This is a genomic window from Demequina sp. TMPB413, from assembly GCF_020447105.2.
Lineage (GTDB): Bacteria > Actinomycetota > Actinomycetes > Actinomycetales > Demequinaceae > Demequina.
In genome coordinates, this window is record NZ_CP096184.1 from 2,619,153 (window position 1) to 2,639,775 (window position 20,623).

27 protein-coding genes and 3 pseudogenes are annotated in these 20,623 nt (G+C 64.7%); 14 read left to right on the plus strand and 16 right to left on the minus strand.

All coding sequences use genetic code 11. From position 1 onward, the window contains the following. The first annotated feature begins 3 nt into the window (after window positions 1–3). From LGT36_RS12650 to LGT36_RS12660, 3 genes are all read left to right on the plus strand, one after another. Window positions 4–309: an exonuclease domain-containing protein gene (locus LGT36_RS12650; protein ID WP_226094999.1), complete on the plus strand. Its 306-nt coding sequence runs from the start codon at window positions 4–6 to the stop codon at window positions 307–309. After that, on the plus strand, window positions 306–1,205 hold the full coding sequence (locus LGT36_RS12655) for a hypothetical protein (protein ID WP_248642092.1): 900 nt from the start codon (window positions 306–308) through the stop codon (window positions 1,203–1,205). Before LGT36_RS12650 ends, LGT36_RS12655 begins: the two co-directional genes overlap by 4 nt. Window positions 1,206–1,469: 264 nt before the next feature. After that, on the plus strand, window positions 1,470–1,808 hold the full coding sequence (locus LGT36_RS12660) for a hypothetical protein (RefSeq protein ID WP_226095013.1): 339 nt from the start codon (window positions 1,470–1,472) through the stop codon (window positions 1,806–1,808). Between the two features lie 104 nt (window positions 1,809–1,912). On the opposite strand, the gene LGT36_RS12665 is transcribed toward LGT36_RS12660, so the two are convergent. The 8 genes and pseudogenes from LGT36_RS12665 to LGT36_RS12695 all read right to left on the minus strand — a co-directional run bounded on the left by LGT36_RS12665 (window position 1,913) and on the right by LGT36_RS12695 (window position 6,337). Beyond that, entirely contained in the window at window positions 1,913–2,725 is an 813-nt protein-coding gene (locus LGT36_RS12665; RefSeq protein ID WP_226095014.1) for a hypothetical protein, read from the minus strand. Window positions 2,726–3,156: 431 nt separating this feature from the next. Further along, a complete protein-coding gene (locus LGT36_RS12670; protein WP_226095015.1) occupies window positions 3,157–3,888 on the minus strand; it encodes a hypothetical protein in 732 nt (243 codons plus the stop codon). Continuing rightward, a complete protein-coding gene (locus tag LGT36_RS12675) occupies window positions 3,881–4,300 on the minus strand; it encodes a hypothetical protein (RefSeq protein ID WP_226095017.1) in 420 nt (139 codons plus the stop codon). The genes LGT36_RS12670 and LGT36_RS12675 overlap by 8 nt, the downstream gene beginning before the upstream one ends. 421 nt (window positions 4,301–4,721) lie before the next feature. Continuing rightward, window positions 4,722–4,892, minus strand: a complete 171-nt coding sequence (locus LGT36_RS12680; protein ID WP_226095019.1) for a hypothetical protein — start codon at window positions 4,890–4,892, stop codon at window positions 4,722–4,724. 28 nt (window positions 4,893–4,920) lie between these two features. Beyond that, the gene (locus LGT36_RS12685) at window positions 4,921–5,418 is read right to left on the minus strand and encodes a hypothetical protein (protein WP_226264419.1); all 498 of its coding nucleotides are present in this window, start codon (window positions 5,416–5,418) and stop codon (window positions 4,921–4,923) included. Continuing rightward, window positions 5,411–5,545 (minus strand): type I restriction enzyme endonuclease domain-containing protein, encoded by a 135-nt coding sequence (locus LGT36_RS14255; RefSeq protein WP_370634260.1) that lies wholly within the window; start codon window positions 5,543–5,545, stop codon window positions 5,411–5,413. Before LGT36_RS14255 ends, LGT36_RS12685 begins: the two co-directional genes overlap by 8 nt. A 55-nt stretch (window positions 5,546–5,600) precedes the next feature. Then, window positions 5,601–5,780, minus strand: a pseudogene (locus LGT36_RS14260) (type I restriction enzyme endonuclease domain-containing protein); the annotation flags it as partial. Between the two features lie 2 nt (window positions 5,781–5,782). Further along, window positions 5,783–6,337 carry a hypothetical protein gene (locus tag LGT36_RS12695; RefSeq protein WP_226094587.1) on the minus strand — a complete coding sequence of 185 codons (555 nt, stop codon included), beginning with the start codon at window positions 6,335–6,337 and terminating at the stop codon, window positions 5,783–5,785. A 122-nt stretch (window positions 6,338–6,459) separates the two neighbouring features. Here LGT36_RS12695 and LGT36_RS12700 point away from each other — a divergent pair, with 122 nt between their 5' ends. From LGT36_RS12700 to LGT36_RS12720, 6 genes and pseudogenes are all read left to right on the plus strand, one after another. After that, window positions 6,460–7,122, plus strand: a complete 663-nt coding sequence (locus LGT36_RS12700) for a DUF6308 family protein (protein WP_226094586.1) — start codon at window positions 6,460–6,462, stop codon at window positions 7,120–7,122. Beyond that, window positions 7,074–7,481: pseudogene (locus LGT36_RS14265) on the plus strand (exonuclease domain-containing protein); the annotation flags it as partial. The gene LGT36_RS12700 and the pseudogene LGT36_RS14265, both read left to right, overlap by 49 nt. Before the next feature lie 35 nt (window positions 7,482–7,516). Further along, the gene (locus LGT36_RS12705; RefSeq protein ID WP_248642094.1) at window positions 7,517–8,089 is read left to right on the plus strand and encodes a hypothetical protein; all 573 of its coding nucleotides are present in this window, start codon (window positions 7,517–7,519) and stop codon (window positions 8,087–8,089) included. Continuing rightward, complete coding sequence (locus tag LGT36_RS12710) at window positions 8,080–8,301, plus strand: BRCT domain-containing protein (protein ID WP_248642096.1); 222 nt, start codon at window positions 8,080–8,082, stop codon at window positions 8,299–8,301. Before LGT36_RS12705 ends, LGT36_RS12710 begins: the two co-directional genes overlap by 10 nt. An 89-nt stretch (window positions 8,302–8,390) precedes the next feature. Further along, window positions 8,391–8,720, plus strand: a complete 330-nt coding sequence (locus tag LGT36_RS12715; protein WP_226094929.1) for a helix-turn-helix domain-containing protein — start codon at window positions 8,391–8,393, stop codon at window positions 8,718–8,720. Beyond that, window positions 8,717–9,952 carry a type II toxin-antitoxin system HipA family toxin gene (locus tag LGT36_RS12720; RefSeq protein ID WP_226094931.1) on the plus strand — a complete coding sequence of 412 codons (1,236 nt, stop codon included), beginning with the start codon at window positions 8,717–8,719 and terminating at the stop codon, window positions 9,950–9,952. Before LGT36_RS12715 ends, LGT36_RS12720 begins: the two co-directional genes overlap by 4 nt. A 31-nt stretch (window positions 9,953–9,983) precedes the next feature. Here the strand turns inward: LGT36_RS12720 and LGT36_RS12725 are convergent, their stop codons facing one another. Beyond that, the gene (locus LGT36_RS12725) at window positions 9,984–10,514 is read right to left on the minus strand and encodes a hypothetical protein (RefSeq protein WP_226094933.1); all 531 of its coding nucleotides are present in this window, start codon (window positions 10,512–10,514) and stop codon (window positions 9,984–9,986) included. Window positions 10,515–11,235: 721 nt separating this feature from the next. On the opposite strand from LGT36_RS12725, the gene LGT36_RS12730 reads away from it, so the two are divergent. From LGT36_RS12730 to LGT36_RS12750, 5 genes and pseudogenes are all read left to right on the plus strand, one after another. After that, window positions 11,236–12,141, plus strand: coding sequence for a hypothetical protein (locus LGT36_RS12730; protein ID WP_226094934.1), 906 nt, complete (start codon window positions 11,236–11,238; stop codon window positions 12,139–12,141). A 1-nt stretch (window position 12,142) separates the two neighbouring features. Further along, window positions 12,143–12,364: a hypothetical protein gene (locus LGT36_RS12735; protein ID WP_226094935.1), complete on the plus strand. Its 222-nt coding sequence runs from the start codon at window positions 12,143–12,145 to the stop codon at window positions 12,362–12,364. A 301-nt stretch (window positions 12,365–12,665) separates the two neighbouring features. Then, window positions 12,666–12,980 (plus strand): annotated as a pseudogene (locus LGT36_RS14270) (exonuclease domain-containing protein); the annotation flags it as partial. 83 nt (window positions 12,981–13,063) lie between these two features. Further along, window positions 13,064–13,609 (plus strand): hypothetical protein, encoded by a 546-nt coding sequence (locus LGT36_RS12745; protein WP_248642100.1) that lies wholly within the window; start codon window positions 13,064–13,066, stop codon window positions 13,607–13,609. Beyond that, window positions 13,606–13,869, plus strand: a complete 264-nt coding sequence (locus LGT36_RS12750) for a BRCT domain-containing protein (protein WP_248642102.1) — start codon at window positions 13,606–13,608, stop codon at window positions 13,867–13,869. Before LGT36_RS12745 ends, LGT36_RS12750 begins: the two co-directional genes overlap by 4 nt. 151 nt (window positions 13,870–14,020) lie before the next feature. Here the strand turns inward: LGT36_RS12750 and LGT36_RS12755 are convergent, their stop codons facing one another. From LGT36_RS12755 to LGT36_RS12785, 7 genes are all read right to left on the minus strand, one after another. Next, window positions 14,021–14,299, minus strand: a complete 279-nt coding sequence (locus LGT36_RS12755) for a hypothetical protein (RefSeq protein WP_226095098.1) — start codon at window positions 14,297–14,299, stop codon at window positions 14,021–14,023. Window positions 14,300–14,303: 4 nt separating this feature from the next. Then, window positions 14,304–14,843: a hypothetical protein gene (locus tag LGT36_RS12760; RefSeq protein WP_226095099.1), complete on the minus strand. Its 540-nt coding sequence runs from the start codon at window positions 14,841–14,843 to the stop codon at window positions 14,304–14,306. A 101-nt stretch (window positions 14,844–14,944) separates the two neighbouring features. After that, window positions 14,945–15,547 carry an HNH endonuclease gene (locus LGT36_RS12765; RefSeq protein WP_226095100.1) on the minus strand — a complete coding sequence of 201 codons (603 nt, stop codon included), beginning with the start codon at window positions 15,545–15,547 and terminating at the stop codon, window positions 14,945–14,947. A gap of 293 nt (window positions 15,548–15,840) precedes the next feature. Next, window positions 15,841–17,868: an AAA family ATPase gene (locus LGT36_RS12770; protein ID WP_226095101.1), complete on the minus strand. Its 2,028-nt coding sequence runs from the start codon at window positions 17,866–17,868 to the stop codon at window positions 15,841–15,843. 141 nt (window positions 17,869–18,009) lie between these two features. Beyond that, window positions 18,010–18,192 carry a hypothetical protein gene (locus tag LGT36_RS12775; protein ID WP_226095102.1) on the minus strand — a complete coding sequence of 61 codons (183 nt, stop codon included), beginning with the start codon at window positions 18,190–18,192 and terminating at the stop codon, window positions 18,010–18,012. A gap of 978 nt (window positions 18,193–19,170) precedes the next feature. Continuing rightward, the gene (locus tag LGT36_RS12780; protein ID WP_226095103.1) at window positions 19,171–19,491 is read right to left on the minus strand and encodes a type ISP restriction/modification enzyme; all 321 of its coding nucleotides are present in this window, start codon (window positions 19,489–19,491) and stop codon (window positions 19,171–19,173) included. Window positions 19,492–19,508: 17 nt separating this feature from the next. Continuing rightward, window positions 19,509–20,516 carry an IS481 family transposase gene (locus LGT36_RS12785; RefSeq protein WP_248642104.1) on the minus strand — a complete coding sequence of 336 codons (1,008 nt, stop codon included), beginning with the start codon at window positions 20,514–20,516 and terminating at the stop codon, window positions 19,509–19,511. Window positions 20,517–20,623 lie beyond the last annotated feature (107 nt).

Below are 20,623 nucleotides of genomic sequence, written 5' to 3' on the forward strand. Positions count from 1 at the left end.
GCCATGACAGGCTTCGCCGTCATCGACCTGGAGACCACGGGATTCGCCTACAACGGCGCGGACCGCATCTGCGAGGTGGGCGTGGTGCTCCTCGACCCCCAGGGCCGCCGCGAGCACTCCTGGACCACCCTCATCAACCCCCAGCGGGACCTGGGCGCCCAGCATGTCCACCACATTGACGCGACGGACGCCCGCGTCGCGCCCCGGTTTGAGGACGTCGTGGGTGACCTCACCGAGCTGCTGTCCGGGCGGGTGCTCGCCGCGCACAACAGCGCGTTCGACACCGCCTTCCTCATCGCCGGGTCTTGAATGAGCGCAGCGCGCGCGCCGGGTGGCCGCTCGCACTCACCCGCGAGGAGACGCTGTGCACCATGCGCCTGGCCCGCGCCTACGGTGCGCCCGCCAAGCTGGGTGAGTGCTGCGCGCACTTTGGAGTGCCCCTTAACGAGGCTCACGCGGCCCTCGCCGACGCTGAGGCCGCGGCCGGTTTGCTCGCCGCCTACATCGCGGCGTCTGCCTCGCGGCGCGAGTGGGATGGGTGGCTCGCGTTGGGTGAGTCGTTGCGGTGGCCGGCACCGCCTCCGCGTGGGGTGGCGCCGGTGCTCAGGGGCACGACGCGTCCCGGCAGTGCCGTCCTGGCGCGGGCGGTGGGGCACTTCGCCCCGGTGGACGACGTCGCCGGCGCCGACGAATACCTGGACCTGCTAGACCGCGTGCTGCTGGACAGGAAGATCTCTGTACCGGAACGCAGAGCATTGGACGGCATGGCGACGACGCTGGGGCTGGGCGCCGCCGACGTGGCCCGGCTGAACCGTCACTACATGCTGGGCGTGGTGGACGCGACGTGTGCGGACGATCAGCTCACGCACGAGGAGCGGGCGCTCGTGATCCAACTGGCGGGGCTACTGGACTTGGCTGACCTTGAGGTGGAGGGTCTGCTGGCGGCGGCTCAGGCACGGGTGGCGACGGTGGTCGAGGGCGTGGAGCTGAAGCCGGGGGACCTGGTGGTGTTCACGGGGTTCCCGGAGGCGCGCAAGGCGCAACTGCGTGAGGTGGCGGAGGCTCGGGGGCTGGTGGTGTGGCCTGCTGTGAAGCGGGGTGTGGCGGCGGTGATTGCTCAGGACCCAGGGAGCGGATCGGGCAAAGCGCGCAAGGCTCGGGAGTACGGGATCCCGGTGGTGGGGGACGGGTTGCTGGCTGGGTAATGGTGCTGCGAGGGTCGTCGCGTCGCACGTCGTGGATACTCTCTCCTCAGCGGGTCCACACGGGGGGTTCAGGTGTCGAGTCAGATGTTCAGCGACGAGTCGAAGGAGCGGGGCTACCGCATGGCCGCGGTCGTCGTGCGTTCGGCCGTTGTCGCGCAGGTTCGCCAAGACTGCAGGTCTTGGGCGGCGCCGGGGTCTCGACGCTTCCATGCGCGCAAAGAGAGCGATGCACGGCGTAGGGACGCGCTGAACAGACTGAGCGTCATGGGTGAAGACCTCAGGATCGTCATCGTGGAACGCCGCGCCAGGGTGAGAGAAGCCGAGCTCCGGGAGTCGGTCTTGGTGGCTCTCGCGCAGTGGGCCTCCGAGAACGGCGTCTCGCGCTGGATCATCGAACTCGATGAGTCTGCTCAGAAGGCCGACAATCGCGCACTGAGCAACTTCAGTAGATCAACGAATTCGCCTGACTTCGAGTATCTGCACCTGGCGGGCCCAGACGAACCAATCCTGTGGGTGGCGGATCTCGCGGCGTGGGCGTGGACCAAGGGCGGGCACTATCGAGACAAGGTCGGGCCTCTCGTCACAAGGCGCATTGTGCTCTAGACAGCGCGAAACCCGGCTCACCAACCGTCCGGATGGCTGCCGGGTTCACTTCTCGGAACTACTGTTCCTCGCGTGTATGAGTTTCGCATGGGCGCCGGTACACGTCAATAGTTGTGCGAGCCGTCCGCGTCCCAAACCGCGTGCTGTGCGGCATCGCCCCCGGCGCCGGAAGACCCGGGGTACCCGGCGAGGAACTGCCGGTACATGACCTGGTTGGGGAACGCGCCGCGCACCTGCGTGCCGACCGCGTACGCCAACTCCTCGGCTGGTCCCCCTTCGAAACCCCAGCGGTTCTTGCCTTCATCCCAGGGCATTTGCGACGGGAACCACGAATCGACACGGTAGGCACCACGCACGACGCCGTAGGCGACGCCAAGGCAGTAACCGGCATGCCTGCGGACATGCTCTGAGATACGCCAGTGCCCACGAGTCTGCTCAAATACTTCTACTTCCGTCATGTCCGGTCTCCAGCCTCGCTGGATCTTCACCATGATCACCGGCTCGTCGATCGGAGGACAGGGGGGCGCGACGTAGCGGGCGACCACTGCGGGAAGCGACGCCAGGCCGAGCGTGCCAGAGTCGTGTCCGCGGACAAGATTGGTCAGGGCGTGACGGCTTGCCGCGAATCCGTCGATTACGCTCTGCTCCACCATGAATGCGGCCGCTTCGTCAGGAATGCCATGGCGGATCAGCACCAGGTCGACATCGTGCCCCGCGCGCTCAATGTCATGGATCTTCTGAAGCTTGGCGCGTTCGGATTGAGGGTCCTTGCCCGCCTCACGAACGTGAGCATTGATGCGGTCGCCTTTGCCCTTGCCAACGTAGAACACATCGCCGTCTCGCGGATCCCGCAATGCGTAGACATAGAAGCCCAGGTGATTGACAACCTCGTGCGGAATGCGGATTTCGTCGACCATGGCTCTGAACTTATCGCGTAGCGCGTCTGCGCCGACCGCTCGAGTGCCCACGCGTTCGCCGCTGCCGGGAGTGGCTGCGTGGAGGGTGTGTGGTTGGCCATCGCACTAGCATGAGTTCTATGGCATGTAGCAAGTGCGGCCTCGACGGTCACAACAGCCGATCCTGCGATGGCCCCCACTCGCTGTGTCCAAGTTGTGGCAAGCCAACGGCGAACATGAACGACTACGCCGAACGCCACGACAGCGACTATTGCTCTCCTTTCACCTCGCCAGGGTGCTGGGGCTAGACCACTGCCTGCCGTCCGCGCGAGATCACCGTTGGCGGAGTTGGTCGATGCTCCACATCTCGTTGACTCAGGAGACTTGAGGGGCCCGCTCGTCGAGCGCGTCGTGGTGGCGCGCCGCGGGGTTCTCCGGCGCCCCGATCGCGATTAGGTCTCGAGGCGTTGACTCTGCCACGCATCAATACGCGCGTTGCGCGCCCGCACAAACGCGAGCGATGCGTCGCGGTAGGCGAGGTACCCGCTGACCGTCGCGGGCAGCGGGTTGGCGTCGAAGCCTGTGAAGGGCAAGAAGAAGGTGACCATGCCATCGTCGTCCAAGAGATCCTGCAACAAGAAGAAGTCGACGTAGCCGACGAAGTCCTCGAATAACGCAAAGAAGTCGCCGTACGCCTCTAGCGTGCGACTCATGGGGCTGGTGCCGCTCGCGTAGTGGAGGCGGATGCACTCGAGGGTGAGGTCCATGCGGTCGGCGATGGCGGGGTTGAGGCCGCGTTCGCCGTTGATGGTGTGTACGCCGGGGACGCGGGTGCCGGGGAAGACCATCATGCCGCCGATGGTGTAGCCGAGGCGCTGGAATTCGTCGAGTTCGTCGGCGGAGACCTGATTGATGATGGGCGCCGTGCGAGACCAGGTGCGATACGAGTGGATCACCGAGTCACTGGTGAGCGTGAACTCTCCGCGCGCCGACGCGTGGTGCAGGTAGCGGCTCTTGGTGGCGGTGGTGAGAGTGAACGGCGTGCCGTCGGGTAGCGGCTTCGACCACAGGAGCTGGTGGTAACGGCGCAGGGTGGGGCTGTGGGAGTCGGGGTCCTTGCCCGCAGGGGTGTCCGTGCGGACGTCAAAGGTGGTGTCGATCGGCTCGAGACCCGCCTCAGCCACGACTGGGCTCCACGGGTCTGAGGCAGGCGTTGATCGCTTCGATCATCGCATCCAGGTCCCCGGGTCGCTCGGAGAAGAGATCTCGGCTCAGAATGAGGGAGCGACCGTTGCGCAGGTGAAGCTGGAGATTGGACGGAGGCACCAAGGCCCATCGCTCGTCGAAGAGCAACTCACGTGAGAACGCGGCCGCAGAGATCTCGTAAGACGCGATCTCTGCCAGCGGTAGTACATGGAGCGAATCCAGTGTGCCGGTGGAAGTCAGCCGGGCATGAACGAGAACCCCTTCCGCGAGCACCACAACCTGAGTGTCGGTCTCCGACTCCTCGTCACTATGGACCCGCGGCGACGACACCCAGGCTCGCTCGGGCCGCGCACCCCCGAGCGCGACGTGCACCCATTGCAGAAACTGCACGTGAGTTGACACTCGGTGTGGCACCGGGCGCGCATCCAGAGACGGCGGCGGCCAGAATTGCCAAGAGCGCTCTAGTACTGCCTTCAACTCTCTCAGATGTTCTGTCGGCATCATGTCCTCTCTCGACACTCCACTGTCTCTGCAAGGTCTGACATACGCGCCCTTTCGCCGGCGGCTGCGGCATCATCGGTCCCGACTCGCGGACGGAACCAGCATGAGATCGGGCGCAGGCAGTGCATGGGACTACCATCACACCTCCGCTCCGGCCCGTACCTACGGTGCGCTCGCGGCGCTCGACATTTTTGGGTTCAGCGGACTCGACTGCGCGGTGAGTAGCCTTGGGCACCCAGCGAACGTCGTGCGGCAAGTGCAACCCGCCAACTCGCCGCACGACGGCCGCTACCTAAGCGGAACGGCAATTTCAATCCTCCTTGTCAACGGCGCGGTACTCGGCACCAGAATCCATCGGCTCGGCAAAGTGGATCCCGGGCTCGTTGTTGCTCGCCTCCAAGTGACCCGACACCATCATCGGATTCGGCTTCGGATCAGGAACACCCGTCGTCGTCTGCGGATCGTTCTCGCTATCGCTCACGTTTCACCCCCTTTCGGTCGCCTTGCAGTTAATCAACCGCGATCAGGACTATTGCTTCGATAATGATGGGTACCAGTGACACGCTGAGCAGAACGAAGCCGGATCGAAGTAGTGGCGCGATTCGCTTCAGACTCTCCTCCCTCTCTTCAAGCAGGGCAGCTCGTGTGTCATACACGCTGAGCAAGGCTTCGCGCTCGCTGGGAAGAGGTCCGTTGGGCGGCAGCAGTGCGGCACGGACTGCTGGAGCAGACATGTTCGGCTTCACCCGTGGCCACAGAGTCAGTGTGCCCAGCACGGCGGCTGCGAGGGCGGGGAGCAGGACACCCATGCTCGTGAGTGGTGCGCGCCCGATCGTTAGGCCGGCGAGCACCGCCGCGCCGGTAACGAGGAGTGCGGCCTTACTCTGGACCGCATCAAAACGCCGCTCGTAGTAGAGCGTCAGCCGATCGAGCTCGGAGTACGCGATTTTCAAGTTCGGCAGGTAGTCGACCTCGTTTGCCTCGCCCGCAGATTCGGTGTCACTCATGTGGTCGCTCATCGAGCCCACCCCCACTCAACGCCTCAGCCTGTTCCAAAACAGTAGCCACCGTACCCTCCGCGAGATCTGGCGGGTACCCGTACTTCTTCAGGACCCGCTTCACCATCACGCGCATCTGCGCCCGCACACTTTCCTGCAGCGTCCAGTCGATCGCAGCGTTCGAGCGCCAAGTCGACCAGTTCGTGGATCACCATCGCGGATTCGATCGCGCGGTTGCGGTACTTGATCGTCGGCGCTTCAAGCAGTTGCGAGAAGCGCCGCGCAAGCAGCACGTTCCACTTGCCGCGAACCTTGACCTCGTCCAGCAGCAGGCGCTCCAGTACCTCCAACGCGAGATTGCGCCCCGGCATGTTCACCGGGACCGCAGCTTCGTCCGAGTCGCCTCGACTTGGTCCATGATCACCCTCGCTGCCATCGGCCGACGCTGGGAGACGTCAGCGAGGAGATTTTCCGCCTCCCGTAGGGCCCGCCCCGCTTCGGACTCGAAGCCAAGGTCGATTGCGGCGTCGGCGTACCCGTCGAGGAGGCCCGCCAGAACCCAGTCGTCGTCTTCACACGGCTGTGTCGCCATGACTCGTCGTTGCATCTGAACGGCGTCGCTCCAGGTGGCGAGGTGCTCCACGGGGTGGTGGGCGTCGCCGTGGGCGCCCGCGAGATTGCTCAACAGCAACGGGAGGTCGGACTCGTCCTGCTGGGTGCCGATGCCCTGGTCGATCCGGTCTCGCAGGATCCGTGCGGCGAGTTCGCAGGACTCAATGGCGGCGTCGCGCTCGCCGCGCTGGCCATATGAACTGCTGGCGTTGGATAGGGCCCACGCGAGTTCGGTCGCGTCGCCCGCATCCGTGTAGAGGTACTGGGTCCACAGGACCTCGGCTTTGCCGACTGCCTCGGTGTGGAACGAACGCATGGGGCAAAGGTATGGGTGGGGTGTGACGCGCTCGTCCGATGGGATTCGACATCAGGCCGCTGACCCGCGCGCTTTGCTCGACCCCCATCCACTACCGTGGAGAGGAACTGAGGGGAGTGGTCATGGCAAAGATGCCTGAGATCCTGCAAGAAGAGTCGTACTTCCAGGCCGTGCACCTGGTGCAGAGGTACTTCGGACGCACCAACGAATCTGTGCGCCATCTGGGAGCGTCCTTCGAGACGATTGGCGGTCGTTGGGACGACCCTGCGAGCATCAACGAGGTGACGCCTGGCGACCTGATCTCGTTGTCCACGCTGTCGGTTGAGGTGAAGGGTGCCTCGGCTATAATTTTGCTCGACCCGGAGATGAGCGCGACCATGACGGCGCTACTCGAGCAGATCCCAGCAGAAAAGACCTTGTTGGACGACGACGCCCCGGCGTTGCTAGACGACGGTGGCCCCGCCGCTGAATTGTGGGACGTCGTGCGTGAAGTCCACGATTTTGGTCAGACTCGAACGAGCAAGCTCCTCGCGCGCAAGCGTCCGCGCCTGATTCCAGTTTATGACTCGGTGATCGCGGCGGAGCTTGGAATCAGCGGCTCCCGCGATCACTGGAAGGTGATGCGCGACCTGGTCACTCAAGATGATGGAGCACTGTGGAAGCGGGCTCAACGCATTCATGCCGAGGTGGGATTGGACGACATCGTCACGCCCCTGCGAGTCATTGACATCGTCCTATGGCGCCACGGCAAAGACATTGGACGGGTAGTCGCGGACGACTCGTGACAGGCTTCGCCGTCATCGACCTGGAGACCACGGGCTTCGCCTACAACGGCGCGGACCGCATCTGCGAGGTGGGCGTGGTCCTCCTCGACAGAGAAGGACACCGCGAGCACTCCTGGACCACCCTCATCAACCCCCAAAGAGACCTGGGCGCCCAGCACGTGCACCACATCGACGCGACCGATGCCCGCGTCGCGCCCCGGTTTGAGGACGTCGTGGGGGACCTCACCGAGTTGCTGGCGGGGCGGGTGCTCGCCGCGCACAACAGCGCCTTCGACACCGCCTTCCTCATCGCCGAGTATGCGCGCGCCGGGTGGCCGCTCGCACTCACCCGCGAGGAGACGCTGTGCACCATGCGCCTGGCCCGCGCCTACGGTGCGCCCGCCAAGCTGGGCGAGTGTTGCGCGCACTTGGAGTGCCCCTCACGGATGCTCACGCGGCCCTCGCCGACGCTGAGGCTGCGGCCGGTTTGCTCGCCGCCTACATCGCGGCGTCGGGGTCGCGGCGCGAGTGGGATGGGTGGCTCGCGTTGGGTGAGTCGTTGCGGTGGCCTGCGCCGCCTCCGCGTGGGGTGGCGCCGGTGCTCAGGGGCACGACGCGTCCCGGCAGTGCCGTGCTGGCGCGGGCGGTGGGGCACTTCGCCCCGGTGGACGACGTGGACGGCGCCGACGAATACCTTGACCTACTTGACCGTGTGCTGCTGGACAGGAAGATCTCTGTGCCCGAGCGTCGTGCGTTGGAAGGTATGGCGACGACGCTGGGGCTGGGGGCAGACGACGTGGCCCGGCTGAACCGTCACTACATGCTGGGCGTGGTGGACGCGGTGTGCGCGGACGATCAGCTCACGCGCGAGGAGCGGGCGTTCGTGATCCAGCTGGCGGGATTGCTGGACTTGGGGGACCTTGAGGTGGAGGGCTGCTGGCGGCGGCTCAGGCGCGGGTGGCGACGGTGGTCGAGGGCGTGGAGCTGAAGCCGGGGGACCTGGTGGTGTTCACGGGGTTCCCGGAGGCGCGCAAGGGGGAGCTGCGTGAGGTGGCGGAGGCTCGGGGGCTGGTGGTGTGGCCTGCTGTGAAGCGGGGTGTGGCGGCGGTGATTGCTCAGGACCCTGGGAGCGGATCGGGCAAAGCGCGCAAGGCTCGGGAGTACGGGATCCCGGTGGTGGGGGAAGGGGTGCTGCCGTGACCCGGTTGTGACTCACCTAGCCATATACAAGTCAAATATGGCATACTAAAGCCATTAACACGTCAAGTGTGAACTAATAAGGAGCCACCGTGGCCACCCGTCCCTCTCGTCCCTCCGGCGCGGCGCCGCTGCCGGTGAGGCGTGGGCTCACGCGCATCGGCGAGGACCTCGCGACGTGGCGGCGGCTTCGGCGCCTGACCGTTGCCGAGGTCGCCGACCGCGCTGGCGTGGGCGTCTCGACCGTCGGCAGACTTGAGAAGGGCGAAGGTGCCTCGCTTTCCCACACACTCGCGGTCGCGCGCGCTCTCGGAGCGCTAGACCTGCTCACGAGCGCGCTGGATCCGTACGACACGGACCTGGGACGAGCGCGCGCCGATGAGTCGCTTCCGCAGCGTGTGCGGCGCAAGGCGACCCCATGAGCGAGCCCATTGAGGTCTGGAACGACGAGGTCGGCCCGACTCGCGTCGGCACGCTCTACCCGCATCGTCGCCGCGGGACGGAGTCGGCGTCGTTTACCTACGAGGGCGCCTACCTTGCCAGGCCGGACGCGTGCTCATGGGGACCTCAGTTGCCCCTGTCCGCCGCACCGCACCACACGCCAGCTGGACACCAACTGTTCGGGGCGTTCGCGGACGGTGCCCCGGACCGGTGGGGTCGCACGTTGCTGGTCAGGCAGGAGGCCCGGCGCGCGCGTGAGGAGAAGCGTCAGGCACGTTCCTTGGGTGAGGTCGACTTCCTGCTCGGCGTGCGTGACGACTTGCGCCAGGGCTCCCTGCGATACCGCCGGGCCGACGGCCCGTTCCTGGCGACGGAGGCCGACGGAGTTCCGCTCCTGACAGACCTGCCGACGCTCATGGATCTTGCCCATCAGGCTGAGCGCGATGCGGTGTCCCTGCCTGATCTGAACAGGTTGGTGCAAGCGGGCGGGTCGCTTGGTGGCGCGCGCCCCAAGGCGCACGTCCTCACCCGCGAGGGGCGCCTCGCGATCGCGAAGTTTCCTTCGGCGGACCGCGACACGTGGGATGTGATGGCCTGGGAGCGAGTGGCGCTCCTGCTCGCTGCCGCGGCGGGGATCGAGGTCCCGGAATCGGCGCTGCTCGAGATCGCGGGGCGGAGCGTGTTGGTGACGGAACGCTTTGACCGGCAGGGCAAGGGGGAGGACGCGGGCCGCGTGGGGTACGTGTCCGCGATGACGATGCTGGAGGCCGACGACGGCGACACCGCTTCCTACCTGGACATCGCCGCCGTGATCGAGGAGGTATCGGACCGTGCATCCGCGGACCTAGAGCAGCTGTGGCGTCGGCTGCTGTTCTCGGTGGCGATCAGCAACACCGACGATCACCTGCGCAACCACGGGTTCTTGCATCAGGCGGGTCGCGACGTGTGGCGCCTCAGCCCAGCGTTCGACCTGAACCCCGAGCCAATGCCGGGTCCGCAGCACCACAAGACGTCGATTGACGGGTCGGACGCGCCAGCGACGGTCGCTGGTGTCATGGCAGTCGCTCGAGACTTTCGATTGCGGCCTGGGGAAGCCGAACGGATCGCGGGTGAGGTGCTCGGGGCGGTTGCCCGGTGGCGTGAGGTCGCGCGTTCCGTGGGGCTGTCCCCGTTGGCCGTGGCGGCGATGGAGCCGGCGTTCGACGGGATCTGATGCTTCTGCGACGTGCACCCCAGCGCGGCCGTCAACGCGTCTGCCGTTCCTCCCAGTCGTTCACCACATTGAAGAGTCGGTCGAGCCCGTGGTGCGGCTCGCCCACTGACAGGGTGATGGTGTCCGTGAATCGGAACGCGACTTCCTCCCATTCCCCTTCGGAGCGCGGGTCCCAGTAGTCCAATTCGTACAGGCGCCGGTTGAGGATCCCCACCAGGCTGCGGTCCGCGGTCTTGAGCACCGCACCGCGGCCGGCGATGCGGTCCACGTGAGCATGGATGAACTCGTGCGAGATGAGGAGCCCGTCAAGTTGAGCGGCGATGTAGGCGGGCAAGCGGTCGAAGAACGTCACGGCGGGGGCGAGAGGGACGATGACGGTCATGAGCGTGGCGGCGTTCATCACCATCACGCGAGGCTTTCGGCGGCGAATGAGGTGGGCGTACCAGGCGTCGAGAGGCATCGGATCGGGTGCGGGGGCAGGGTTGGGCGTGAACCCTCCCAACTTGGCGGCGAGCGCGACGGTCGCGTGCAAGCGCAACGCCGACGGTGGGGCTTGGTTCATTCGGAGGCCTCCCAAATCTGGGCGAAGGCACGGGATCACCACCAAACGTGATCGCGCTCGGGGCGTCGGACGTTTGCAGACTAACGGCGTGGATGACTAAGGCCGATGGGGACGCGGCCGTTACGGCGTGATCTCCACGTACCCCAGACGCTTCCACTTCTCGACATCCTGGCGCAAGGTGTGATTGACCCGCTCCGGCAGGTCCTTTGGCAAGATGCACCCGCCGCCCCCTCCGCCAGTCGAGAAACCAGGGCCCTGCTCGTCCGCGCATCGCAGCTCGGGCGGAACGCCGCGCGTGAGTTCAATACAGACTTCGTGTGGCTCGTGCGAACCGCGGCACCGGTAGTGGACACGAACGCGATTGTTTGGATTGGACATGCGAACCTCCTGTGGTGAGGGTGAGCGACATTGCTCACCACCATGTTCCGCCGCAGGTGTGACACGTCTCGCGAGGATCCCGCGCCGAGACAGGCTCGGAAGTCCTGAGGCCGGGGGTTCCGGGCGCGCAAGGACTGGAAGTGCGTGGCGGGAGAGGTGACCACCGCGCTCAGTTCGGCCCACGCGCCATACGCGATTGAGACGGCCCGCCAGCAAGACATTTGCCCGCTAGACGTCTAGGACATTTGCCCGGTTGGTGTGTAGATGAGTAACCCCACCGACGCCAGTACCGGTCATCCACAGGCCGGACGTCTCGTGATGGGCTCCGCCGTACGATGGCGAGATGGACGCACCGAGCGGCGCAATCTATCGACTGCCGGATCGCCCTGGCAGCCTCAACCAGCTCAAGAAGTTGGGCGACGCGATCCGCGACGATGATGCTGCGGCGTATGGGAACCTTCACTACAACGAGGTTTGGTCGTGGTCCAACGATCTCGTAGCTGCGGCAGTCCGGGACATCGGTGATCTTGATCTCGCGTCCGTGCTCGATACGCCGGCGAACGTGTCGATTACCGGGCGAGCCAAGATCAGGGCGACTGTGCGCGAAAAGCTCCAGCGCCGTCGGAGCGATAGGCTGCCGTCGATTCAGGACCTGGCGGGAGTCCGTGTTGAGGCTGACATGACGTTGACCGAACAGGACCGTGTAGCCGACGTGCTGCGGCGACACTTTGGTCAGGGAGTCGATGCTGTCCATGACCTCCGCGACGGCGCGCACTCCGGCTATCGTGCGGTGCACCTGTGGGTGCGGCTCGACTCGCCCCGCGGTGCGTGGTTTGAGGTGCAGGTGCGCACTCGGCTTCAAGGACACTGGGCCAACATGTACGAGTCGTTCGCGGACGTGCTTGGGCGCGAGATTCGCTACGGTGCACTCCCCTCAACTGAGGGTGATCGATCATTGGTCGAACTCGTACAGAGACTCGCCCGCCGCGAGATACTGGCGATTGAGGCAGTGAACGACATTGTTGGCAAACTTGCGCGCGAAGAGCCGGTCGATCGAGCGCTGCTTGCTCAGGCCTTCGTGATGCTCGGGTTGGAGCCGACCGTGGCGAAGCGCCGTGCTTACCAAGCGGCGCGTCCGGGCGGAATGGACCTTGCCGCGATAGCCGCAGGCACTGTCGAAGATGTCTCGGCGATCTTGACCGAGATGGAGGAACACGTACGATCATTGTCTCAAGGGAAAGGAGAGTGACATGTCTGGATTCGTGATCGAGTACCACCGCAAGACTCGCGAAAGCCGCGTCACCTCCTACTTGGGCGAGGACGGCTTCCGCGACGCGTTCACTGAACGCTTGCGGCTCGAGGCTGAGAACACCAACCCCGACATCGAGATCGTCTCCCTCGTGAGCGACTCACTCGAGTCGGCCCGCGCGACTCACTCTCGCTACTTCGAGCACGTCGTCACCTCGGTCTAGCGCTGGCGGGTCCTGCGATCAGGGCCACCCGATTGCTGATCCGGCATGAGGTGATGCGGGGCGCGCGTCGGCGCGACGTGCCGGGACAGATCTGCTCGGAGCCGCGAGGATCCGGCTCTAGAAAGCGCGAAACCCGGCTCGCCCACCGTCCGGAGGGCTGCCGGGTCCATTTCTCAGGGCTACTGCCCTTCGCTCCACCGGTTTGCGCCGCGATCGGCTTGCACGTGAAGCGGATTCGGCGCGCCTGTGGACAACCCGCGCCCCCGCGCTACGCTCAAGACAACTGAGGGAGGGGACCCCCATGACTGGCTTCGCCGTCATCGACCTGGAGACCACGGGCTTCGCGTACAACGGCGCGGACCGCATCTGCGAGGTGGGCGTGGTCCTCCTCGACAGAGAAGGAAACCGCGAGCACTCCTGGACCACCCTCATCAACCCCCAACGAGACCTGGGCGCCCAGCACGTGCACCACATCGACGCGACCGATGCCCGCGTCGCGCCCCGGTTTGAGGACGTCGTGGGGGACCTCACCGAGTTGCTGGCGGGGCGGGTGCTCGCCGCGCACAACAGCGCCTTCGACACCGCCTTCCTCATCGCCGAGTATGCGCGCGCCGGGTGGCCGCTCGCACTCACCCGCGAGGAGACGCTGTGCACCATGCGCCTGGCCCGCGCCTACGGTGCGCCCGCCAAGCTGGGCGAGTGTTGCGCGCACTTGGAGTGCCCCTCACGGATGCTCACGCGGCCCTCGCCGACGCTGAGGCCGCGGCCGGTTTGCTCGCCGCCTACATCGCGGCGTCGGGGTCCCGGCGCGAGTGGGATGGGTGGCTCGCGTTGGGTGAGTCGTTGCGGTGGCCTGCGCCGCCGCCACGTGGGGTGGCGCCGGTGCTCAGGGGCACGACGCGTCCCGGCAGTGCCGTCCTGGCGCGGGCGGTGGGGCACTTCGCCCCGGTGGACGACGTCGCCGGCGCCGATGAATACCTGGACCTGCTAGACCGCGTACTGCTGGACAGGAAGATCTCTGTGCCCGAGCGTCGTGCGTTGGAAGGTATGGCGACGACGCTGGGGCTGGGGGCAGACGACGTGGCCCGGCTGAACCGTCACTACATGCTGGGCGTGGTGGACGCGGTGTGCGCGGACGACCAGCTCACGCGCGAGGAGCGGGCGTTCGTGATCCAGCTGGCGGGATTGCTGGACTTGGGGGACCTTGAGGTGGAGGGCTGCTGGCGGCGGCTCAGGCGCGGGTGACGACGGTGATCGAGGGCGTGGAGCTGAAGCCGGGGGACCTGGTGGTGTTCACGGGGTTCCCGGAGGCGCGCAAGGGGGAGCTGCGTGAGGTGGCGGAGGCTCGGGGGCTGGTGGTGTGGCCCGGTGTGAAGAAGGGAGTGGCGGCGGTGATTGCTCAGGACCCTGGGAGCGGATCGGGCAAGGCGCGCAAGGCTCGGGAGTACGGGATCCCGGTGGCGGGGGAAGGGGTGCTTGCCGGTGGCTCGGGCGCGCGGCGGTGACATGACCCAACCATTGGTCCCCTGTTCGCGGTAAGAACTCGCCCACTCAGACAGCGCACGGCCAGGGTAGACAACACCTCAATTCTAGCCAGCGAAGTCCCAGGCGCCCGCTGCGCCCCTCAGATAGCACTGGCGGTTCGGCGCGTCGCGGCTAGACGAGACGCAGTGCACGAACACTACGCAAGAACTCGTGGTGCCGTTCCTCGTCAACCGTGAACGCAATTAGGTCGATTGGAGGAACCGCAAATTCCCACAGGGCCCGTCCCCGAAGTTGAATCACCCGCTCGCGGTCTTGATAAAGAAGCGCCACATCAAGGTCGCGTGGCCGTTCAGAGCGCAGCGCCGATCCGAACAGCCAAACCTCCATCTCCCCAATCTCTTTGGCAGCCGCAACGAACTCGTCGAGGACCGGCCAAGTCAGCCGCACCACGCAGTTAACGCCTCGACAATCGTGACCTCATGTCGTCCAGCGTCAGCACTTCGACATCGATGCTTGTTGCACTGTCGCGAACTCGACGGGACACACCGTGGGCATTCGGATTGGTGATCAGCATTATGTCAGGGTTCATATCCCGATTCTTATCGAGCAGGAGCCACAATTCGTCATCGGTGAATTCGTAGCGATCGTGCGTCTGCAAGATGAGTGCGGGCAGCGCGCTGGAGCGCAGTACCCGCCACGCGTCGAGGCCCACTAGTTCTATGCCCATGACTTCCCGAAAACGGCTCATGCGGGACCGCACATACGCGTGCTCACGCGAGATGAAGTCGCCGATGTGGGACTCGGCAAGCGAGGACCGGAAATGCCCGAACTCCGAGACGGCTATGCCTCGTGCGCGACCCTCCTCGAAGACCCCGAATTGGAGATCGCGCTTGATCAACACCACGGCTTCGAGACCCGGCAATTCATCTTGGAAGCGCTCGAGGTCCTCAAATCCAAACGGCTGGTTGGCCGGTTCGGGGAAGCCGACAGTCACGCTCGGTTCGTTCGTCCGATGGACCTCTATCCCAGCGCGACCCATGGCCTGCGCATCGGAGCCGTGGGCTATCATCCTCGCGAGCGCCCAATCTCGAATGGTCATTGCTTCAGCCCGATCTCTTCATGATCTGTGTCATACACGGAGTCGAATCCAACTGGGAAGCGGGTCGCTCCCGCCGTCCAATCGCCATCCACGTGGCGGGCACGAAGATCACGCAGGTGCAGAGCGAAGTCGGCCGCCAGTGACCTCTCCTCAGTCGTCATCAACTGGTAGTTCGCGTCCACCACAGCACGTATGCGCTCGCTGTTGGGAATGATCGTGCCCACCATGTTCCGCGCCCACTGATCCGCGCGCACGTCGTCGTGATCCCGGCCCGATGGCGCGAATCGGTCGTGCACGCTTCGATTCTCGGCGAACAACGGGGCCACGAGCGCTCGGGCTGCAGCGCGGTCGCTGACCCGAGGGACTCCGAAGGCCGCGGCTCGTTGGTTCTGGCTCTCGAGTTTCCAGCGTCTGAGTTCGTCGGCCGGGAAACTCGAGGGATCTTTGTCGATCACCGTGTGGCACGTGGGACATAGGACCAGAATGTTCTCAACCTGTGCCCTTGCGCTCGCTTCCAGGCTGACGGACTGCTCTCCACGCGGGCCATTAGCGCTCGCTGGGATGATGTGCGCGAGTTCGGCTATAGAGGCGTTATCCATGAGTGCATGCAGGTCTTCTCGGCACCGCGGGTTCTGACAGTGGCCTGCAGACTCCGACCACAACCTTTCCTTCGAAACCCGCGATAGAGGCACTCGCTCAGCCACCGTTCCCCCGTCCCGGCGCGCGGTTGCGGACCGCGCAGCACATACTCGAAGTCATCTGAACCCACATTAGCGTTTGTGCACCTACCAGGGCCTGGAGCCGTCTGCGAGGTGAGCGCCCGAGACATGACGAGGCTCACGAGACCAGCACGCAGGATCATCGCCAACGAAGAGCTCTGGCCATTGCGTACTCAAGACTCGGTCTCGGGCGCGTCGCCACTGGCGGAGCCCTGCTCGACGATGCCGGCGTCCAGCGCTGCTTGGACGAGGGACGCATGTATTGAAGCGAGTTTCTTGGCGCCAGACGCAGTGAGCCAGGACCGAGGATCAGGGTCCGCTTCGATCCTTTGGGCGATCTCGGTGGCAAGTACCGATTTTCCGTGCAATCGCCGACCCAATTCGTCCGCCAAGGTCTTTGCGCGGGGCAGCGACACGTCTGAGGCCTTACGATTGCGCAAAGCAGCGCCGTCCGCTCCGTCGCTGAGGGCTTCCGCCACGATTTCGCGGTAGGCCGGCCAACGAATGAGATCTTCGAGCGCATGGTCTTTGGGCAGGCGGTGAATACGCGCAGAAGGAACGCCAACGGCGCGGAGACCCTTCTCGTACTTCCGTCCCTGTTCGTCACCATCAACGACGTAGTGAACGATTCCGCCTTGAGCTTCGAGTTGCTTGTATTTGTCGGGCGGGGTCCGAGCGACGCCAGGGGCGACTACGTATGGCAATTTCGTGACCCCGGATGCAGCTCGGAGAAGTGACGGCAGGAGTTGATTCTCAGTCTCGCCCTCGCACATCACAACTATGCGGTTGAGAGCAAAGGCGGCGGATTCCGCTCCCATCGCATACAACAGCGAGTCGAACCCCGCGTGCTCGGAGTCCCAAAGCGAGTTCTCGAGCTTGCTGATGCCAGCTCCACCCGACCGAGCGAGCCGGACGCCAGTGCCCAAGTCCGGCGGCAGGCACCCCGGTGAATGCGTGGTGTAGATGACCTTCTGGACGTCGAGGTCATAGAGCGACTCAACTAAGACAGTTTGGGCGGCGTAGTGCAGGTGGTTCTCGGGTTCGTCGATAAGGAGGACGGTGTTGCTATCTGCCCCGTGCGCGATGAGAAACGCGCGCGCCGCGGCAAACGCGCGGAAGCCCTCACTTCTCCATCCGATAGGCACTCGGCCCGCTGATTCCCCATCGCAGCTGTCTTCCTCGATAGCCGAGATTGATGCGCCGTTGCGCTCAAGCCGCATGTGCAGCCGAACGTCCCGTGACCCCCATCGGATCACAAGGGCTTCCGCCCCTTTCGCAAAATCGTCTTCGAAACGGGTGCGGACGACCTCAGATGGGCTTCGCACCGCCGCCCGAAACGTCCCAGTGGGCACCCCTGCCGCTGTGAGTAGATTCGCGAGAGGTTTCTCGAGCTGCTGAAGAGCCTTGTCGTCGGGAAACTCGTACCGTGATTGGAGAATGCGGTCCTGCTCCCCCATCAGGAGAAACCTCGGGACAAGTTTGCTAAGGCGCTCGGCTGCGATGGTCGAAGGCATCGTTGCTTCTAGACGATCCACAAGCCGCGTGAGCGCATCGGCGAACTCCTCGTCGACCGCTGCGAGCCCTTCGGCGTTCTGAACCTGTTTGCTTCGGGCCACCACGGTGTGCTTCGAGGGATGCCGCCGCGCCTGTCGCAGGAACGTCGCAAACTGGCGGACGCCGGACACATCGCTGGCTTTCACCCCGGTCGGCACTGTCAGCGTCATCGCGCGCACGCGCTCCTCGAGACTTGCTAGCTCGGTCCGGGTATCCCCCTCGAGGTTGAGGCCCCGCACCCTTGCGAAGCCCTCGTCGCAGGCCGCGAGCAGTTCAGGGAGTTCTGGAATACTGCGATCTAGGGACGGCTCGACTGACACGAGCTGCGTTCCATCCACGCGCCGACCCCATCGCAAGTAGCGGGGCCTGTCGTTCGTGTCGAGACCAGCTACGGCGTCCTCGATCTCTTGCGGCGCGAGCACAAATCGCACTTCGACTACCACCTGCTGGGTGTCGATTCCGCCCACGTAGCGATCTTCCTCGGCGAGAGGCCGGTCTCCTGGTTGGCCTAGCCAAGCCAGACCCGCAAGCACCGAAGTCTTGCCCGTCTCATTGAGCCCCACTAGGGCCACAACGGGCGGCGAGACGTTGCAGGAGGTGGCCACAAGGCTTCGGTAACCGTTGAGCATGATCTTGTCGAGTTTCATGGGCCGCCTCCTAGAGAATGGCATCGGCTGATTCCGAACGAGAATCTTGCAGTATTTGGCGGCCGCCACTTCGAGCGGTCCGCATGATCGCGGTGGAACCACGGTGTCGTGTTGCTACCAGTGAACCGTGACCCGAGTCTTCTACTTGCCGCGCCACGCCTCGTATTGGTGCGCGCGCCGCTCCTCGGCCTCGGGTACGAGTGCAAAGATGCGCCGATCGATCTCATGGTCGAGCCATGAGAAGTCCTGGTGATCGGCAATGTAATCGGAGTCGCGTTGCGCGCCCATGCGCTCTGCGAGTTGCGCAAACGTATCGAAGAACACGACCGCAGTCTGGGGGCGTAGTGCTGACCGCAGGACGCCGAGAATTCTCTCCCGAGCGATCGGATCGGGATTTGCGATGCATATGAGTTCCAGGTTGGTCACCTCAAGCCGTAACGCAGCGGCCGTGAAGATGTCCGACGTTGGCAATGAGTAGCCCGCGATCACGAGCGCTCTGGCGGCGCGGAGTTGGACTCGAGGTGCCCGCCAAACCTGCCCGAACGGTTCCCGTTCGAAGCGCTTGAGGTACTGCGGCGGAATTTGGGGCCACCTCGTTGACTGGCACGGAGGCCTCGCTGGCAGCAATCTCGCTTTGGCTATCGTGCCACCGCCAGTGCAAAGAGCCATGCGGTTTGAGAAGTTGAGTGTAGTGCTTGTAGGGCGCTCCACGCTTTGGTGGCGGCAACCAGTTGGCTGCGACCCGATCGGGCGTGAATCCGTAGCTGTGATGCGGATCGAACTTGGGGCCTAGGCCTGTGGCCATCGCGCGGTCTATGAGGAGGTCGTAGTTGAACGAGATAACCGCGTCACCGACTCCGAGATGTCTCGCGACTGCAAGATGGCGGTCACACGTCGGCATTGTCTCCATCGACGCCCCGATGCTTAGCCGCAGGCATCCGACAATGAGCCGGGTGAGTTGGGCCACGCGCCTCTCATATGTCTTTGGGCGCGGCCCTCGTTGAATCTCGTCCGTCGTGGCAGTGAACTGGCTGGTGACATCTAGTTCGGCGAAAATTGCCTCGAGTCCGTGCCGACCGTGCCCATACTGCTCAGCGAGGTACTTCAGGAAATCTCGTGCATCGTCACGGAAACTTCTGTCATCTCCATTCGCTGCGAAGTATTGCAATTGGTCGAAGAAATCGCCGTCAACGAATACACGGCCTAGTGGGGCGGGTACCGACAGCCGAGCTCCTGCGGAGGCACCAGCACCAAGCATTACGACAGTCGGAAGGTCCCGATCCACACCAAGCTTTGTGAGTCTCAAGGTGCGCCACCGATTTTGAGCTTGGGAAGTGCATCGACAATCCGCACAGTCTCCACGCTCACCCTCACCACCCGCGCCAGCAGATCCAAGATGTACCTCGGATCCTCCACCTCGCGCGACCAGTCGTTCGGGTCGTTCTTGATCTGCGAGGCTTTGTCGATCTTCACCTGGTACCGCTCCATCACCCACTCGACGCCCGAGCGCGAGCCCAGCATGTACTCATACGCCTCGTCCGGGATGCCGCTCACCGTGATGTGCGAGTTGTAGACCACCGTCGAGCGGTCCTGCTGCTTGCCCTCGAGCACAACACCGTGCACGATTCCCCCTCTGCCCGCTAGCTGTTCTGGCTCATGACGTTGGTGACGCGGGCTTTGAGTCGTGAGGCTGGGGGCCGGTCCCCGATGGCAGTGTGGTCACGATGGTAGTTGTAGTGGATGTTCCAGCGCTCGATCGCGGCCGCGCGCTGTGCTTCGGATAGCCAGATCCGGGCGTAGAGCAACTCGTTCGCGATGATCCGGTTGTAGCGTTCGACTTTGCCGTTGTGTCGGGGCGTGTAGGGACGGATGTATTGATGCCGGGACGCAGTCGCGGCGATGGTCCGGATGAAGTCTTTGGCCCGATAGTTGGCTCCGTTGTCGGTGACGACGGTCACGACCCGCTCGATGCCATGCGCTTTGAAGAATGCGCGGGCGCGGGCATAGAAGCCGATCGTGGTCGACGCTTTCTCGTCGGCCAGGTGTTCGGTGTAGGCCAGGCGGGAGTACCCATCGACGATCGAGTGCAGGAACACGTAGCCGGCTTTGGCGCCTGCGACTTTGGCTCGCTCGGTGGCGCGATGCTGCTCGGATCCGCGGCCGTGGATACGATGACCACCACCATCGGGGATGCGGCCGACTTTCTTCACGTCGAGGTGGACCATGTGACCGGGGAAACGTGCCGTGATGGTGCCCACGACCCGGTTGGTGGACCCGTCAGGGTCCAGATCCCGCAACCTTGAGATCCCCAACCGTTTCAGCCACCGCCCCACGGTCGCCAGCGCGATGTTGTGGCCGTGGGCGACCAGTTCGCGGCGGATCGCCCGAGCTGTCCAGTGATGCTCGCGCCGCCACGTCTCGATCAGCTCCACAACCTCGGGCGCGGTGATCGTGGGGCGCGCATGCGGGGCCGAAGATCGATCTGCGAGCCCGGCGAAACCATCGCTATCGAACCGGGATTTCCACTTCGACAAACACGCCCGCGATACCCCCGCCTCGGCGGCGACGTGAGCGATCGGACGGTGCTGGCAACGCTGGATCAAACGCAGCCGGCCTTCGGCAGTGAGCGGGGCATTAGCGTGGTGCATGAGGGATAGGTCCTTTTGGTCAGAACGGTCGTAGTGGTACTTCCATCCTGCCTGGGGGCCTATCCCTCGCTCACGGCCCCGCCGTCACCAACCTCATGAGACGCAAC